This window comes from Eikenella sp. NML99-0057 (genome assembly GCF_001648535.1).
In the GTDB taxonomy this organism is placed as follows: domain Bacteria; phylum Pseudomonadota; class Gammaproteobacteria; order Burkholderiales; family Neisseriaceae; genus Eikenella; species Eikenella exigua.
Window position 1 is genome coordinate 1 of sequence record NZ_LXST01000002.1, and the last position, 14,362, is coordinate 14,362.

A 14,362-nucleotide genomic window follows, 5' to 3' on the forward strand; every position below is an offset into this window, starting at 1 on the left:
TCGGTTTCTATCTCTACCACAAACTGCGCTACCGCACCCGGGTGATCCCGCTTGAGGAAGTGGATTTAGGCGACGAGGAAGAGGACGAAGACGAATAACCCCATCATATAAAAGGCTACCTGAAAACCGTGTTTCAAGTTTTCAGGTAGCCTTTTGTGGTTGTGTTATATTGCTTTTTATTTTTACGGTTTCAGGTAGCCCTATGTCATCGCCATCCACTTCCACCATCGCCGCCATTGCCACTGCCGCCGGGCAGGGCGGGGTGGGCGTTATCCGGCTTTCCGGCAGGCAGCTGCTGCCGCTGGCGCAGCAAATCAGCGGCGGCAAAACCCCGCAGCCGCGCCGCGCGCTCCACACCGATTTTGTCGATGCCGCAGGCGAAGCCATCGACAACGGCCTTCTGCTCTATTTCCCCGCCCCCGCCAGCTTCACCGGCGAAGACGTAATCGAACTGCACGGCCACGGCGGGCGCGTGGTGTTGCAGATGCTGCTGCAACGCTGTTTCGAGCTGGGCTCACAACCGGCCGAGCCGGGCGAGTTTACCAAACGCGCCTTTTTAAACGGCAAGCTCGATTTGGCGCAGGCCGAAAGCGTGGCCGACCTTATCGATGCCGCCAGCCAATCTGCCGCCCGTCTGGCCGTGCGCTCGCTTAAAGGCGCGTTTTCCCAACAGATTCACGAGCTGGTGGACGAACTCATCACCTTGCGCATGTTGGTGGAAGCTGCCCTGGATTTCCCTGAAGAAGACATCGATTTTCTGGCCGAAGCCAAGGTGGATGAGCGTCTCGCCGCGTTGCAAGAGCGTCTTGCCCGAGTGCTTGCCCAAGCCGGGCAGGGCGCGATTTTGCGCGAAGGCATGAACGTGGTGCTGGTGGGTGCGCCCAATGTAGGCAAATCCAGCCTGCTCAACGCTTTGGCTGGCGAGGACGTGGCCATCGTTACCGACATTGCCGGCACCACCCGCGACACCGTGCGCGAGCAGATTACGCTTGAAGGCATTCCCATACACATCATCGACACCGCCGGCCTGCGCGATACCACCGACCCGGTGGAGCAAATCGGCATCGAGCGCAGCCGCCAAGCCGTGCAGCAGGCAGACGTGGCCTTGATTCTCATCGATCCGAACGAAGGGCTGAACGAGGCTACCTGTAAAATCCTCGCCCAGCTGCCGCCCGGGCTCAAACGCATTGAAATCCGCAATAAAATCGACCTCAGCGGCGAAGCGGCGGAAAGCTGCAGGCAAAGCGGCCAGCCCAGCGGCGCCGACACCCTGATCAAACTTTCCGCCAAAAACGGTGCCGGGCTCGATTTGCTCAAACAGGCGCTGCTGCGGCAAATCGGCTGGCAGGGCGAAAGCGAAAGCCTGTTTCTCGCCCGCAGCCGCCACCTGCGCGCGCTGGAAGCCGCCCAAGCCGAGCTCGAACTCGCCGCCCTGTGCGGCCGCCACCAGCTCGAACTCTTCGCCGAACACCTGCGCCTGGCACAAAACGCCTGCAATACCATCACTGGCGAATTCAACGCCGACGACCTTCTGGGTGTTATTTTCAGCCGCTTCTGTATCGGCAAATAGAGCGGTTGGAAGGCGAATAAACCACACGTTGTGGACTTGTTTCCCGCTTGCAGTAAGAAAAAGGCTACCTGAATTTTCAGGTAGCCTTTCTGCGAGGCATAACTGTTTTGGAAGGGATATTTTATTAATTAAATGATTGATATTATATAAATTTATTCTTTATGGTGATGATGGGATATTGGAATGGGCTGGCTGCCACAAGCTTCCGGCACATGGCTGGCATGCCCCGATGCAGTTCGCTATAATGCGAGCTATTATTATTTTTATGCAGTTGAATTTCTCAATTCATATTCTGTTTTTAAGCCAACTATATAGCGATACAACTTGGTGGAAATTGAAATAAATTTAGCTATATCGTTTCGATGTTTTCAAACTGCGCCGCTGTGTTTCAGGTAGCCTTTCCACATTTCACGAGGAGAAACCCAATGGATATTTTGTCGCGCCTTCATGCTCTGCCTTTAAGTCGTTTCCACTACCGCCTGCTGGCCTTAATCGGGCTGGGCTGGCTGTTTGACGCGATGGATACGGGCATGGTGTCGTTTGTGTTGGTTACTTTGGCCAAAGAGTGGGGGCTGAGTGCGCAGCAGTCGGGTTGGGTGGTGAGCATCGGCTTTGTGGGCATGGCGCTGGGCGCGGTGTTGAGCGGCTGGGCGGCCGACCGTTTCGGGCGGCGCAATGTGTTTGCCAGCACCATGGTGCTCTACGGCGCGGCCACGGGTTTGTGCGCGTTGTCGCCGAACTTGGCCGCGCTGCTGTTTTTCCGATTCTGGGTTGGCTTCGGCTTGGGCGGGCAGCTGCCGGTGGCGGTGTCGTTGGTGAGCGAGTATGTGCCGCCGAAGGTACGCGGGCGGTTTATCGTGCTGCTGGAGAGTTTTTGGGGCTTGGGCTGGCTGGCGGCGGCGCTGGCCTCGTATTTCCTGATTCCGAAATTCGGTTGGCACAGCGCGTTTGCGGCGGGCTCGGTGCCGCTTTTGTATGCGTTTGCGGCGTGGAAGCGGCTGCCGGAATCGGTGCCTTATCTGATTGCGGCGGGTAGGGCGGAGGAAGCGCACGAATTGGTGTGCCGTTTGGAGGCGGAATCGGGCGTAGCGCAGGCGGCGGAAATGATTGTGCCGACTGTGCAGAAGAAGGAGAAAATCCGCCTCGCGCAGCTGTGGCGGCCGCCGTTTGCCCGCCGCACGCTGATGCTGTGGCTGATTTGGTTCGGCATCGTGTTTTCTTATTACGGGATTTTCACTTGGCTGCCCAAGCTGCTGGCGGGGCAGGGCTATTCGGTGGTGAAAACGTTTGAATATGTGCTGGTGATGATTCTGGCGCAGCTGCCGGGCTATTTTGCGGCGGCGGTGCTGGTGGAAAAAATCGGGCGTAAGGCCACACTGGCAGGCTTTCTTGGCGCGTGTGCGGTGTGCGCCTATTGCTTCGGCCAAAGCGACTCTACGCTGGAAATCATGCTGTGGGGCAGTTTGATGTCGTTTTTCAATCTGGGCGCGTGGGGAGTGCTCTACACTTACACGCCGGAGCTGTATCCGGTGCGCTTCCGCGCGTTTGGCTCTGGCTGGGCAGGCGCGGTGGGGCGCATCGGCGGGATTGTGGCGCCGATGGTGGTGGCCGGTATGAGCGGCAGCGGCGGTTTCGCGCGGATTTTCGTGATGTTTGCGGCGGTGCTGGCGGCGGTGGTGATGGTGATCGTGCTGCTGGGTGAGGAAACGAAGGGGCGCACGCTGGAGGAAATCAGCGCGGATTGATGGGGTGGAGCGCTATAAAGGCTACCTGAAGATTTTGGTTGAGCAGAAACTTTGCTGTATTGTGTTTTTAACTGCGTTGAAACTTCTCTTTCAAGTAGCCTGCCGTTTGGTTTTTGGCTACACTTGCCGCCTTCGGAATAAAGCTTCCGACCAGTCAGGGCAGACCGCGGACATTGCGACCCGGCTTTGCCCGTCGGCGACATTGCGCCGCCGCAAACCCTTATTGAAGGAACACTCCTATGACCACCCTCTCCCCGGTGGCTTTGCGCCGTCAAACCGAGCCAAAGCCGCATCCCACTGCGCAGTATTGGAAAAAATGCGATGTCGAAGCCCTGTTCGGGCTGCCCTTTCTCGACCTCGTATTCCATGCCGCCGAAATCCACCGCCAGAATTTCAACCCGCGCGAAATCCAGCTTTCCACCCTGCTTTCCATCAAAACCGGCGGCTGCCCGGAAGATTGCGCCTACTGCCCGCAATCGGCGCACCACAACACCAATCTGGGCAAAGAGCAGATGATGGATGTGGGCGAAATCGTGGAAAAAGCCAAAATCGCCAAATCGCGCGGTGCCAGCCGTTTCTGCATGGGTGCGGCATGGCGCGGGCCGAAGCCGAAAGATGTGGCCGTGGTGTCCGAAATCATCAAAGCCGTGAAGGGGTTGGGCATGGAAACCTGCGGCACGTTCGGCATGCTGGAAGACGGCATGGCGGAAGACTTCAAAAAAGCCGGCCTGGACTACTACAACCACAACCTCGACACCGACCCCGAGCGATACAACGACATCATCCACACCCGCAAACACGAAGACCGAATGGACACCTTGGGCAAAGTGCGCAATGCCGGCCTGAAAATCTGCTGCGGCGGCATTGTGGGTATGAACGAAACCCGCGCCGAGCGTGCCGGGCTGATTGCCAGCCTCGCCAACCTCGACCCGCAGCCGGAAAGCGTGCCGATTAACCAACTGGTGAAAGTGGAAGGCACGCCGCTGGCCGATGCCGAAGATTTGGATTGGACGGAGTTTGTCCGCACCATTGCCGTGGCACGGATTACCATGCCGCACAGTTTCGTGCGCCTTTCTGCCGGGCGCAGCAATATGCCCGAATCCATGCAGGCGATGTGTTTCATGGCGGGCGCGAACTCGATTTTCTACGGCGATAAGCTCTTAACCACGGAAAACCCCGATGAAGACGGCGACCGCCTGCTGATGGCCAAGCTGGATTTGGTGCCGCTGTCATACCATGCCGAAACCGGTGAGGCGGTGGAAAGGCTACCTGAAAACCACCACGCAGCCGGTGGTTGCGGCGGCGGACATTGCGGCTGTGCGCATTGAGTGTAAGCTTTCAGGTAGCCTGAAGTGGGAAACAAGAAAACAGCATGATTTTATGTCATGCTGTTTTTATGTGTGGGGGAGAGGCTACCTGAAAAAATATTTGCTGCCGTTGGCTGCCAACCGATAGCGGCCTTATTCGTCTTCCTCTGCATGCCTTGCCAAGTGCCGCAGCGCCGCCGCCAGCTCTGGGTGGTGCGCCAAATCATCCGCTGCCGCTAAGCATTGTTCGGCAGCGGTGCGGCTCAGTTTGGCCTGTTTTTCTTTTGGACGCTCCTGCTCCGGCGGGCTGATTTTTACCTGCACTTCGCGCACCTCCGGGCACACCGCTCGCCAAGCCGGCAGCAGCCCCGCCGCGAGCATCCGCAGCCGTGCCGCTGCCATATTGTTGCTTGCATACCAAACCAAAACCCCTTTGCGCACCCGTACCGCCCGGCAATGCTGTTGCAGCTTGGCCGGTAGCCGTGCTTCCAGTGCTTGGGCGGCATGCCGCCAGCTCTCGGCCTGTACGATTAAATCGTGTAGCAGCGATTCGCCACGGCTGAGGTTGTCGCGGCTGTGCAGGCTGTGGCGGCTGGGGTTGAGGCGGTTGAGGTCGGACATATAAGGCTATCTGAAAAGAGGGGTTGGGCAACGGCAAAGCAGGCAGGATACACCTAAAAACCTCATCAAGAGACTACCTGAAAACAGACAAACTGCCGCTGCTGATAAAAAAGCTTGCCCGATGCGCTTGAAATCCTGCCAGGGCGAGCCATATTCCCAAGCGCGAACAGGTTTGATTATGCTAGAATTACCCGTTATTTTACTATCGCAGTGGATTAGATTTGAACCGGAATAAGCCGGCAGGCGAATGCCGCCGCGGTTTGAATCGAGCACACAGGGCAACAGCAATACCGCATAAGGGATTAAATATTTTATGATTACTTCACTGGCCAAGAAAGTGTTCGGCAGCCGCAACGACAGGCTTCTGAAACAATACCGCAAATCCGTGGTACGCATCAACGGCATGGAAAAAGACATCCAGCAGCTCGACGATGCGGCGCTGCAAGCCAAAACCGCAGAATTCAAACAACGGCTCGCCAAAGGCGAAACCTTGGACGACATTTTGGAAGAAGCTTTTGCGGTGTGCCGCGAGGCCTCCCGCCGCACGCTGGGTATGCGCCATTTTGATGTACAGCTTATTGGCGGCATGGTGTTGCACCAAGGCAAAATCGCCGAAATGCGCACCGGCGAGGGCAAAACCCTGGTGGCCACGCTGGCCGTGTATCTGAACGCGCTCGCCGGCAAAGGCGTGCACGTGGTAACGGTAAACGACTACCTTGCCTCCCGCGATGCCGATATCATGGGTCCGCTCTACAACTTCCTCGGCATGAAAGTGGGCGTGATTGTGGCCAATATGGATCAGGCCTCCAAACACGAAGCTTACAACGCCGACATCACCTACGGCACCAACAACGAATTCGGCTTCGACTACCTGCGCGACAATATGGTGCACCAGCTGAGCGACAAAGTGCAGCGCGAGCTGAACTTCGCTGTGGTGGACGAAGTGGACTCCATTCTGATCGACGAAGCCCGTACCCCGCTCATCATCTCCGGTCAGGCCGACGACAACACTGATCTGTATTTGGTGATGAATAAAGTGCCCGCCCAGCTGGTACGCCAAAAAGAAGAAGAGGGCGAGGGCGATTATTGGGTGGACGAGAAGAACCGCACCATATTGCTTAGCGAAGCCGGCCACGAACATGCCGAGCAAGTCCTTACCAGAATGGGCCTGCTGCAAGAAGGAGATTCGCTCTATTCCACCGCCAACATCGCCCTGATGCACCACTTGATGGCTGCTTTGCGCGCCCACAGCCTGTTTAACTTGGACGAGCACTATGTGGTGCAAGACGGCGAAATCGTGATTGTGGACGAATTCACCGGCCGCCTGATGACCGGCCGCCGCTGGTCAGAAGGCCTGCATCAGGCTGTGGAAGCCAAAGAAGGCGTGGAAATCCGCCAAGAAAACCAAACCCTGGCTTCCATTACCTTCCAGAACTACTTCCGCCTCTATAGCAAACTCTCCGGTATGACCGGCACCGCCGACACCGAAGCCTATGAGTTCCAAAGCATCTATGGTTTGGAAACCGTGATCATCCCCACCAACCGGCCGATGATCCGCCAAGACTTCAACGACCAAGTATTCCGCACCGCCGAAGAAAAATTCGAAGCCGTGGTGGCCGACATTAAAGAGCGCCATGCCAAAGGCCAGCCCATCCTGGTGGGCACCACCAGCATCGAAAACTCCGAGCTGGTGTCTAATATGCTCTCCCGCGCCGGCTTGGCGCACAACGTTTTGAACGCCAAAGAGCACGCCCGCGAAGCCGATATCGTGGCACAGGCCGGTAAAACCGGCATGATTACTGTGGCCACCAATATGGCCGGCCGCGGCACCGACATCGTACTCGGTGGCAACGTGAAACATCTCAGCCACATCATCCGCAACAATCCCGATTTGAGCGAAGAAGAAAAAGCCGCCCGCATCAAAGAACTGGAAGACGGCTGGCAGGAAGAGCACGATCGTGTGATCGCTGCCGGTGGCCTGCACATCGTCGGCACCGAGCGACATGAAAGTCGCCGCATTGACAACCAGTTGCGCGGCCGTTCCGGCCGTCAGGGCGACATCGGCTCCAGCCGCTTCTACCTCTCGTTTGAAGACCCGCTGCTACGCCTCTTCGCGCTCGACCGCCACGCTGCCTTGCTCGAGAAACTTGCTCCGGAACGCGGTGTGCCGATTGAAGCCAACCTACTCACCCGCCAGATTGAAAGCGCCCAGCGCAAAGTGGAAGGCCGCAACTTCGATATGCGCAAACAAGTGCTGGAATACGACGACGTGGCTAACGACCAGCGCAAGGTTATCTACAGCCGCCGCAACGAAGTGCTGGAAACCGAAGACAACTCCGCCATGATGACCGAGATGCGCCAAGAAGCGCTCGACAACTTGGTTGATTTGTATATGCCCGCCGACAGCATCGAAGAGCAGTGGGATTTGGTGGCGCTGGAGAAACAGCTGTTTGCCGACTTCCACATTCACGCCCCGGTTACCGAGTGGCTCAAGCAAGACCCCACTCTTGACAACCAAGATGTGAAAGAGCGCGCTTGGAAACTGGCACAAGATGACTACGCCGCCAAAACCGATATGGTAGGCGCCGGGTTGATGCATCAGTTCGAACGCAATATCTTCCTGCAAGTGATGGATAGCCAATGGCGTGAACACCTCTCCGCTATGGACTACCTGCGCCAAGGCATACACCTGCGTGGCTATGCCCAGAAGAATCCGAAGCAGGAATACAAAATGGAATCTTTCGAGATGTTCCAAAACCTGTGGCAGAGCATTCGCGGCGAAACCGCCAGGCTCCTGTCGCAAGTGCGTTTCGAGCAGAATGAGCCGGTGGCCAAGGAAAGTGCTCCCGTGCAAATGGCCTATCAAGAAAACCATGCTCCAGCGCCGGATATCAGCTACTTGGCTGTTAATGGCAGTACTGCCGAAGCCGCTGATTTTGCCGAGGACGACTTCAGCCCCGAAGCCCTTACTGCCCGCGGCCAAATGGTACACCGCAACGACCCCTGCCCTTGCGGCAGCGGTCTACGCTACAAACAATGCCACGGCAAATTGGACTAAACTACTCTGTTTAAACTAGGTAAAAATAAAGGCTACCTGAAATTTCAGGTAGCCTTTGATTAAGCCTGAAGGATTAGTTCTGGCCTTCTTCCGGACGCATATGCGGGAACAGGATAACGTCGCGGATGCTCGGGGCGTTGGTCAGCAACATTACCAAGCGGTCGATACCGATACCGCAACCGCCGGTGGGCGGCAGGCCGTATTCCATGGCGCGGATGTAGTCGGCGTCGTAGTTCATGGCTTCGTCATCGCCGGCTTCTTTCTGAGCCACTTGTGATCTGAATCGATCAGCCTGGTCTTCCGGGTCGTTCAACTCTGAGTAGCCGTTGGCCAGCTCGCGGCCTACTGCAAACAGTTCGAAACGTTCGGTGAGCTTCGGATTGGTATCGGAAGCGCGGGCCAGGGGAGACACTTCAACCGGATAGTCGATAATGAAGGTGGGGTTCCACAGCTTGCCTTCGGCGCAGCCTTCAAACAAGGCCAGCTGCAGGCTGCCGATGCCGGGGGCGGCAGGCAGGTCTTCGCCGTGTTTCACCACTTCTTTTTTCAGCCATTCTTCATCGTTCAGCTGCTCGTCGGTGTAGTGCGGATTGTATTTTTTGATCGCGTCCACGATGGTGAGGCGGTCAAAGCGTTTTTCCAGATCCACTTCTTTACCGTTGTAAGGAACGTGCAGGCTGCCGCAAACGGCGTTGGCGCAAGCGCGGATCACGCCTTCGGTCATGTCCATCATGCGGTGGTAGTCGGAGAATGCCTCGTAGAACTCCATCATGGTGAACTCGGGGTTGTGGCGGGCAGACACACCTTCGTTACGGAAGTTGCGGTTGATTTCAAACACGCGCTCGAAACCGCCTACCACCAAACGTTTCAGATAGAGCTCGGGAGCAATTCGCATAAACAGCGGGATGTCCAGCGCGTTGTGGTGGGTAACAAACGGACGAGCCGCTGCGCCACCGGCAATCGGGTGCATCATCGGGGTTTCCACTTCCAGATATTTTTCACCGATCATGAAGTTGCGGATAGTCTGGATAATGCGAGCACGTTTTCTGAAGATCTCGCGTGATTCGGCATTCACGATCAAATCAGCATAACGCTGGCGGTAGCGGGTTTCCTGGTCTTTCAGGCCGTGCACTTTGTCGGGCAGGGGGCGCAGTGCTTTGGCCAGCAGACGGATTTGGCTTACGCGTACGGTCAGCTCGCCGTGGTTGGTTTTAAACAGCACGCCTTCTGCGCCGAGGATGTCGCCCAAGTCCCAGTGCTTGAACTCTTCGTGAATCTTCTCACCAACACCTTGGTCATTTACGTAGAGCTGGATTTGACTGGAAACGTCTTGCAGGGTGGCGAAACTGGCCTTACCCATATCGCGTTGCAGCATCATGCGGCCGGCTACCTTGACGGTTACGTTCTTTTCTTCCAACTCTTCCTTAGACAGTTCGCCGTATTGGCTCTGCAGGTCACCAGCAAAAGCATTGCGGCGGAAGTCGTTCGGGAATGCTACGCCATGCTTGCGGATTTCTGCCAATTTCTCGCGACGAACTGCCATGACCTGACTTTCGTCTAATTGGGGGGTGTCGGTATGTTGAGATTCATTCATGATATCCATCCATATATTAATGAGAAGCAGTGGTCTCGGGCAGACGGCCTGTCTCTGTGGTTGAAGAACTTCATTTCTGAAGATGCCGTTGCATCAATCGCCCTTACCGTGAGGTTGACGAGGATCAATGTTTGTACATTCATTTGCGGCAAACCTCGCAGCTTTACGCAAAGGCATGGCTGTAAAGTAAAGGAAAGGCGAGGTGTATGTCAAGCGGGTAAATCAAAATTTTTTCAAGTGTTAATGCTTGAGGTGTGGCAATAATGAAAACAATCTGTCTGCAGAACAACTAGATTATTGCGGCGCGAAAGGATTTATGCGGCCATGTCGGCAGCGCGGGCGATGGCCAAGCCTTTTGTTGGCTGAGGTAGCGCGGGTTATCGGGGCATTCGTGTCCAGGGTTCGTTGGCGGTCAGGGGTTGTGTGACAATAATGGTCACGCAGTCGTGGGCGTAGTCGCCGCGGCGAAATCTACAGTTACGTCGTTGTCGATAAGGTGCGCTTCGCCGAAGGGGGGCGGATGATACGGATGATGTAATACAGCAGAGTGCTGGCGTGGGCAAACAGGATTTCTCTGTTGGACAGCATGAAATTGAATAATTCGTGGTGGCGGATTTGGGCGGTGAATGTGGCCACTTCGGTAAATAGTCTGCCCATCGGCAGTTTGTGCTCAAAACGGCTGTGCAGTTGCTCCAGTTAATATAAAGCAGAAAACACGTTCGGAGTCAGTGCTGCCGATGGGGCGGTAGTATTTGCCTTCTTTAGGTTGGAAACCACCAAGGTGGCCGTTGTGGGCAAACAGCCAGTATTTGCCCAATATTTCGCGGATGAAGGGGTGGGTGTTGGCCAGGCCGACGCTGCCTTGGGTAGCCTTGCGGATGTGGGCGATGACGTTGGTGGATTTGATTTGGTAGGTTTTTACCACAAACTCGGCCATCGGCGAGTTGGCGTAGGGTTTGTCGTCATGGAATATGCGCACGCCTTTGTTTTCGAAGAAGCCGATGCCGAAGCCGTCGGCGTGTCGGTCGGTAGGCCCGCCGCACAAGCGGAATCCTTCAAAGGAGAAAATGATGTCGGTTGGGGTGTTGCAGTTCATGCCCCCAAGCTGTACATGATGAGTTCCTCGAGATTAGTTGGTGAAACTGGCAGGCGTTGTGCCGCTATGGTTATTTTAACAACGGCCTTGAGGCTACCTGAAACCTGTTCTGTTGCCATGTCGATATAACGCGTGGTTATATGCTTGCATTTGGAAGGCATGCATTAATTTCAGGTAGCCTTACTGTGTGGGATTAAGGCAAAGTTTCTACTTGAAAGTTTTGGTGAAAATATAGTATAGTTAGCATCTTGGCATTTTTGGCCAAGTTTTTGTTTTGTTCAAAAGGTCGGCCAATCGTAGCTGACCCGTTGTTATATAAGGAAGAATCATGACTTTAGGTCTGGTTGGGCGAAAGGTGGGCATGACTCGCGTGTTTACTGAGCAAGGTGTTTCCGTGCCGGTAACCGTGTTGGAAATGTCTCCTAATCGCGTCACTCAAGTAAAATCCAAAGATACCGACGGCTATTTTGCTGTTCAGGTTACCTTTGGTCAGAAGAAAGTCAATCGTGTAAACAAGGCGGAAGCCGGCCACTTTGCGAAAGCGGGTGTTGAGGCAGGTCGTGGTTTGCATGAGTTTGCTTTGACTGAAGAAAAATTGGCTGAATTGAAAGTGGGCGACGAAGTAACTGTTGCTATTTTTGAAGCTGGCCAGTTTGTGGATGTAACCGGCACCTCTAAAGGAAAGGGCTTTGCCGGTACTATCAAGCGCCATAACTTTGGTGCGCAACGTGCTTCTCACGGTAACTCCCGTTCTCACCGTGTTCCTGGTTCTATCGGTATGAACCAAGATCCGGGTCGTGTGTTCCCGGGTAAACGTATGGCTGGTCAGTATGGTAATACCACTGCGACCGTGCAGCGTTTGGAAGTGGTTCGTGTGGATGCGGAACGCAATCTGCTGTTGGTTAAGGGTGCGGTTCCTGGTGCCGCCAATGGTGATGTGGTTGTTCGCCCCAGCATGAAAGTAGGTGCGTAATGGAATTAAAAGTAATTGATGCTAAAGGCCAGGTTTCAGGTAGCCTTGCTGCTTCCGATGCGCTGTTTGCCCGTGAGTATAACGAGGCATTGGTCCACCAGCTGGTTACTGCTTTTTTGGCAAATGCCCGTTCTGGTAACCGTGCACAGCTGACTCGTGCTGAAGTAAAACACTCCACCAAAAAGCCGTGGCGTCAGAAGGGCACAGGTCGTGCTCGTGCTGGTATGTCTTCCTCTCCGTTGTGGAGAGGGGGTGGTCGTGCGTTTCCAAACAAACCCGATGAAAACTTTACTCAGAAGGTTAATCGTAAGATGTACCGTGCCGGTATGGCGACTATTTTGTCCCAGTTGGTGCGTGATGAGCGCTTGTTTGTGATTGAAGAGCTGTCTGTTGCTACTCCTAAAACCAAAGCTTTTGCTGAGCAAGTGAAAAATTTGGGTATGGAGCAGGTTTTGTTTGTTACCAATCAGCTGGACGAAAACGTATATCTGTCTTCACGTAACCTGCCAAATGTGTTGGTTCTGGAAGCTCAGCAGATTGATCCGTACAGCTTGCTTTGCTATAAAAAAGTAGTGGTAACTAAGGAAGCGGTTGCACAACTTGAGGAGCAATGGGTATGAATCAACAACGTTTGATGAAAGTAATTTTGGCTCCTGTTGTTTCTGAAAAGAGCAATTTGTTGGCTGAGAAACGCAACCAGATGACTTTTAAAGTGTTGCCTGATGCAACCAAGGCAGAAGTTAAAGCTGCTGTTGAATTGTTGTTTGGTGTTCAGGTAGCCTCTGTGACTACAGTTGCAATCAAAGGGAAAGTAAAGCGTTTTGGTCGCACTCTGGGTCGCCGCAGTAATGTGAAGAAAGCTTATGTCAGCTTGGCTGCTGGACAGGAGCTGGATTTGGAATCTGTTGCAGCAGCTGCAGATAAGGAATAAATATTATGGCTATTGTAAAAATGAAGCCGACTTCTGCAGGCCGCCGCGGCATGGTTCGCGTGGTTGCAGAGGGTCTGCATAAGGGTGCTCCTTATGCGCCGCTGGTGGAGAAGAAAAACTCTATCGCTGGCCGCAACCATAACGGTCATATCACTACTCGTCATAAAGGTGGTGGGCATAAACATCACTACCGCGTAGTAGATTTTAAACGCGATAAGGATAATATTCCTGCGAAAGTTGAGCGTATTGAGTACGATCCGAACCGTACTGCTTTCATTGCGCTGCTTTGCTACGCTGATGGTGAGCACCGTTATATTATTGCTCCTCGCGGTATCCAAGCGGGTGCCGTGTTGGTTTCTGGCGCAGAAGCTGCAATCAAAGTTGGTAATGCTTTGCCGATTCGTAATATTCCGGTTGGTACCACCATCCACTGTATCGAGATGAAACCTGGCAAAGGTGCTCAGATTGCTCGTTCAGCTGGTGCTTCCGCGGTTTTGCTGGCTAAAGAAGGTGTTTACGCTCAAGTTCGTCTGCGTTCAGGTGAGGTGCGTAAGATCCATATCGATTGCCGTGCCACTGTTGGCGAAGTTGGTAATGAAGAGCAAAGTCTGAAGAAAATTGGTAAAGCTGGTGCTAATCGCTGGCGTGGTATTCGTCCGACCGTCCGCGGTGTGGTAATGAACCCTGTGGATCACCCACATGGTGGTGGTGAAGGTCGTACCGGTGAGGCTCGTGAGCCTGTCAGCCCATGGGGTACTCCGGCTAAGGGTTACCGAACTCGTAATAATAAGCGTACGGACAATATGATTGTTCGTCGCCGCTATTCAAATAAAGGTTAATTGATATGGCTCGTTCATTGAAAAAAGGTCCATATGTCGATCTGCACCTGCTGAAAAAGGTTGATGCTGCTCGCGCCGGTAATGATAAGCGTCCTATTAAAACATGGTCTCGCCGCTCAACAATTCTCCCCGATTTTATTGGGTTGACTATTGCGGTACATAATGGCCGCACTCATGTGCCTGTGTTTATTAGCGATAATATGGTTGGCCATAAGTTGGGTGAGTTTGCGCTTACTCGTACTTTTAAAGGACACTTGGCTGATAAAAAGGCTCAGAAATAAGGTGAATTATGAGAGTATCTGCACAACATAAAAATGCCCGTATTTCTGCTCAAAAAGCCCGGTTAGTTGCTGATTTAATTCGAGGCAAAGAGGTAGAGCAAGCTCTTAATATTTTGGCATTTAGCACAAAGAAAGGTGCTGAGCTGATTAAAAAGGTATTAGAGTCTGCTATCGCTAATGCTGAGCATAACGAAGGCGCTGACATTGATGAGCTTAAAGTTGTAACGATTTTTGTGGACAAGGGGCCGAGCTTAAAACGATTCCGTGCCCGGGCAAAAGGTCGTGGCAACCGTATTGAAAAACAAACGTGTCATATTAATGTGACAGTAGGAAACTAAGGAAAAGCT

At 54.0% G+C, this 14,362-nt stretch carries 12 protein-coding genes and 1 pseudogene; 10 read left to right on the top strand and 3 right to left on the bottom strand.

Translation table 11 applies throughout. The features are described 5' to 3' along the window. Window positions 1–202 precede the first annotated feature (202 nt). From mnmE to bioB, 3 genes are all read left to right on the top strand, one after another. Window positions 203–1,570: a tRNA uridine-5-carboxymethylaminomethyl(34) synthesis GTPase MnmE gene (gene mnmE / locus A7Q03_RS03455; protein WP_067447399.1), complete on the top strand. Its 1,368-nt coding sequence runs from the start codon at window positions 203–205 to the stop codon at window positions 1,568–1,570. A gap of 425 nt (window positions 1,571–1,995) precedes the next feature. Then, window positions 1,996–3,315, top strand: a complete 1,320-nt coding sequence (locus A7Q03_RS03460) for an MFS transporter (protein WP_067447401.1) — start codon at window positions 1,996–1,998, stop codon at window positions 3,313–3,315. A gap of 239 nt (window positions 3,316–3,554) precedes the next feature. Next, complete coding sequence (bioB, locus tag A7Q03_RS03465) at window positions 3,555–4,643, top strand: biotin synthase BioB (protein WP_082880670.1); 1,089 nt, start codon at window positions 3,555–3,557, stop codon at window positions 4,641–4,643. 132 nt (window positions 4,644–4,775) lie between these two features. On the opposite strand, the gene A7Q03_RS03470 is transcribed toward bioB, so the two are convergent. After that, the gene (locus A7Q03_RS03470) at window positions 4,776–5,243 is read right to left on the bottom strand and encodes a DciA family protein (RefSeq protein WP_067447403.1); all 468 of its coding nucleotides are present in this window, start codon (window positions 5,241–5,243) and stop codon (window positions 4,776–4,778) included. Between the two features lie 313 nt (window positions 5,244–5,556). Between A7Q03_RS03470 and secA the strand changes: the two genes are divergently transcribed. After that, window positions 5,557–8,301 (top strand): preprotein translocase subunit SecA, encoded by a 2,745-nt coding sequence (gene secA, locus A7Q03_RS03475; RefSeq protein ID WP_067447404.1) that lies wholly within the window; start codon window positions 5,557–5,559, stop codon window positions 8,299–8,301. A gap of 73 nt (window positions 8,302–8,374) precedes the next feature. Here secA and lysS read toward each other — a convergent pair whose 3' ends face one another. Both lysS and A7Q03_RS09720 read right to left on the bottom strand, forming a co-directional pair. Next, window positions 8,375–9,895: a lysine--tRNA ligase gene (gene lysS, locus A7Q03_RS03480; RefSeq protein WP_067447405.1), complete on the bottom strand. Its 1,521-nt coding sequence runs from the start codon at window positions 9,893–9,895 to the stop codon at window positions 8,375–8,377. Window positions 9,896–10,281: 386 nt separating this feature from the next. Next, a pseudogene (locus A7Q03_RS09720) lies at window positions 10,282–10,991 on the bottom strand (class II glutamine amidotransferase); the annotation flags it as partial. Window positions 10,992–11,319: 328 nt separating this feature from the next. Between A7Q03_RS09720 and rplC the strand changes: the two are divergent. From rplC to rplV, 6 genes are read left to right on the top strand one after another with little or no spacing between them, the layout of a single operon-like run. Continuing rightward, window positions 11,320–11,964, top strand: coding sequence for a 50S ribosomal protein L3 (gene rplC / locus A7Q03_RS03495; protein WP_067442691.1), 645 nt, complete (start codon window positions 11,320–11,322; stop codon window positions 11,962–11,964). Beyond that, window positions 11,964–12,584: a 50S ribosomal protein L4 gene (gene rplD / locus A7Q03_RS03500; protein WP_067447416.1), complete on the top strand. Its 621-nt coding sequence runs from the start codon at window positions 11,964–11,966 to the stop codon at window positions 12,582–12,584. The genes rplC and rplD overlap by 1 nt, the downstream gene beginning before the upstream one ends. Beyond that, on the top strand, window positions 12,581–12,895 hold the full coding sequence (gene rplW, locus A7Q03_RS03505; protein ID WP_023887662.1) for a 50S ribosomal protein L23: 315 nt from the start codon (window positions 12,581–12,583) through the stop codon (window positions 12,893–12,895). The genes rplD and rplW overlap by 4 nt, the downstream gene beginning before the upstream one ends. Window positions 12,896–12,900: 5 nt before the next feature. Continuing rightward, window positions 12,901–13,734 carry a 50S ribosomal protein L2 gene (gene rplB, locus A7Q03_RS03510; RefSeq protein WP_067447418.1) on the top strand — a complete coding sequence of 278 codons (834 nt, stop codon included), beginning with the start codon at window positions 12,901–12,903 and terminating at the stop codon, window positions 13,732–13,734. Between the two features lie 5 nt (window positions 13,735–13,739). After that, the gene (gene rpsS / locus A7Q03_RS03515; RefSeq protein WP_003823801.1) at window positions 13,740–14,015 is read left to right on the top strand and encodes a 30S ribosomal protein S19; all 276 of its coding nucleotides are present in this window, start codon (window positions 13,740–13,742) and stop codon (window positions 14,013–14,015) included. 8 nt (window positions 14,016–14,023) lie between these two features. After that, entirely contained in the window at window positions 14,024–14,353 is a 330-nt protein-coding gene (rplV, locus tag A7Q03_RS03520) for a 50S ribosomal protein L22 (RefSeq protein WP_064083613.1), read from the top strand. Window positions 14,354–14,362 lie beyond the last annotated feature (9 nt).

What these genes read in the sequence shown, in the direction of transcription:
- mnmE (WP_067447399.1), top strand. Translation starts at nt 203, where the DNA reads ATGTCATCGCCATCCACTTCCACCATCGCCGCCATTGCCACTGCCGCC.
- A7Q03_RS03460 (WP_067447401.1), top strand. Translation starts at nt 1,996, where the DNA reads ATGGATATTTTGTCGCGCCTTCATGCTCTGCCTTTAAGTCGTTTCCAC.
- bioB (WP_082880670.1), top strand. Translation starts at nt 3,555, where the DNA reads ATGACCACCCTCTCCCCGGTGGCTTTGCGCCGTCAAACCGAGCCAAAG.
- A7Q03_RS03470 (WP_067447403.1), bottom strand. Translation starts at nt 5,243, where the DNA reads ATGTCCGACCTCAACCGCCTCAACCCCAGCCGCCACAGCCTGCACAGC.
- secA (WP_067447404.1), top strand. Translation starts at nt 5,557, where the DNA reads ATGATTACTTCACTGGCCAAGAAAGTGTTCGGCAGCCGCAACGACAGG.
- lysS (WP_067447405.1), bottom strand. Translation starts at nt 9,895, where the DNA reads ATGAATGAATCTCAACATACCGACACCCCCCAATTAGACGAAAGTCAG.
- rplC (WP_067442691.1), top strand. Translation starts at nt 11,320, where the DNA reads ATGACTTTAGGTCTGGTTGGGCGAAAGGTGGGCATGACTCGCGTGTTT.
- rplD (WP_067447416.1), top strand. Translation starts at nt 11,964, where the DNA reads ATGGAATTAAAAGTAATTGATGCTAAAGGCCAGGTTTCAGGTAGCCTT.
- rplW (WP_023887662.1), top strand. Translation starts at nt 12,581, where the DNA reads ATGAATCAACAACGTTTGATGAAAGTAATTTTGGCTCCTGTTGTTTCT.
- rplB (WP_067447418.1), top strand. Translation starts at nt 12,901, where the DNA reads ATGGCTATTGTAAAAATGAAGCCGACTTCTGCAGGCCGCCGCGGCATG.
- rpsS (WP_003823801.1), top strand. Translation starts at nt 13,740, where the DNA reads ATGGCTCGTTCATTGAAAAAAGGTCCATATGTCGATCTGCACCTGCTG.
- rplV (WP_064083613.1), top strand. Translation starts at nt 14,024, where the DNA reads ATGAGAGTATCTGCACAACATAAAAATGCCCGTATTTCTGCTCAAAAA.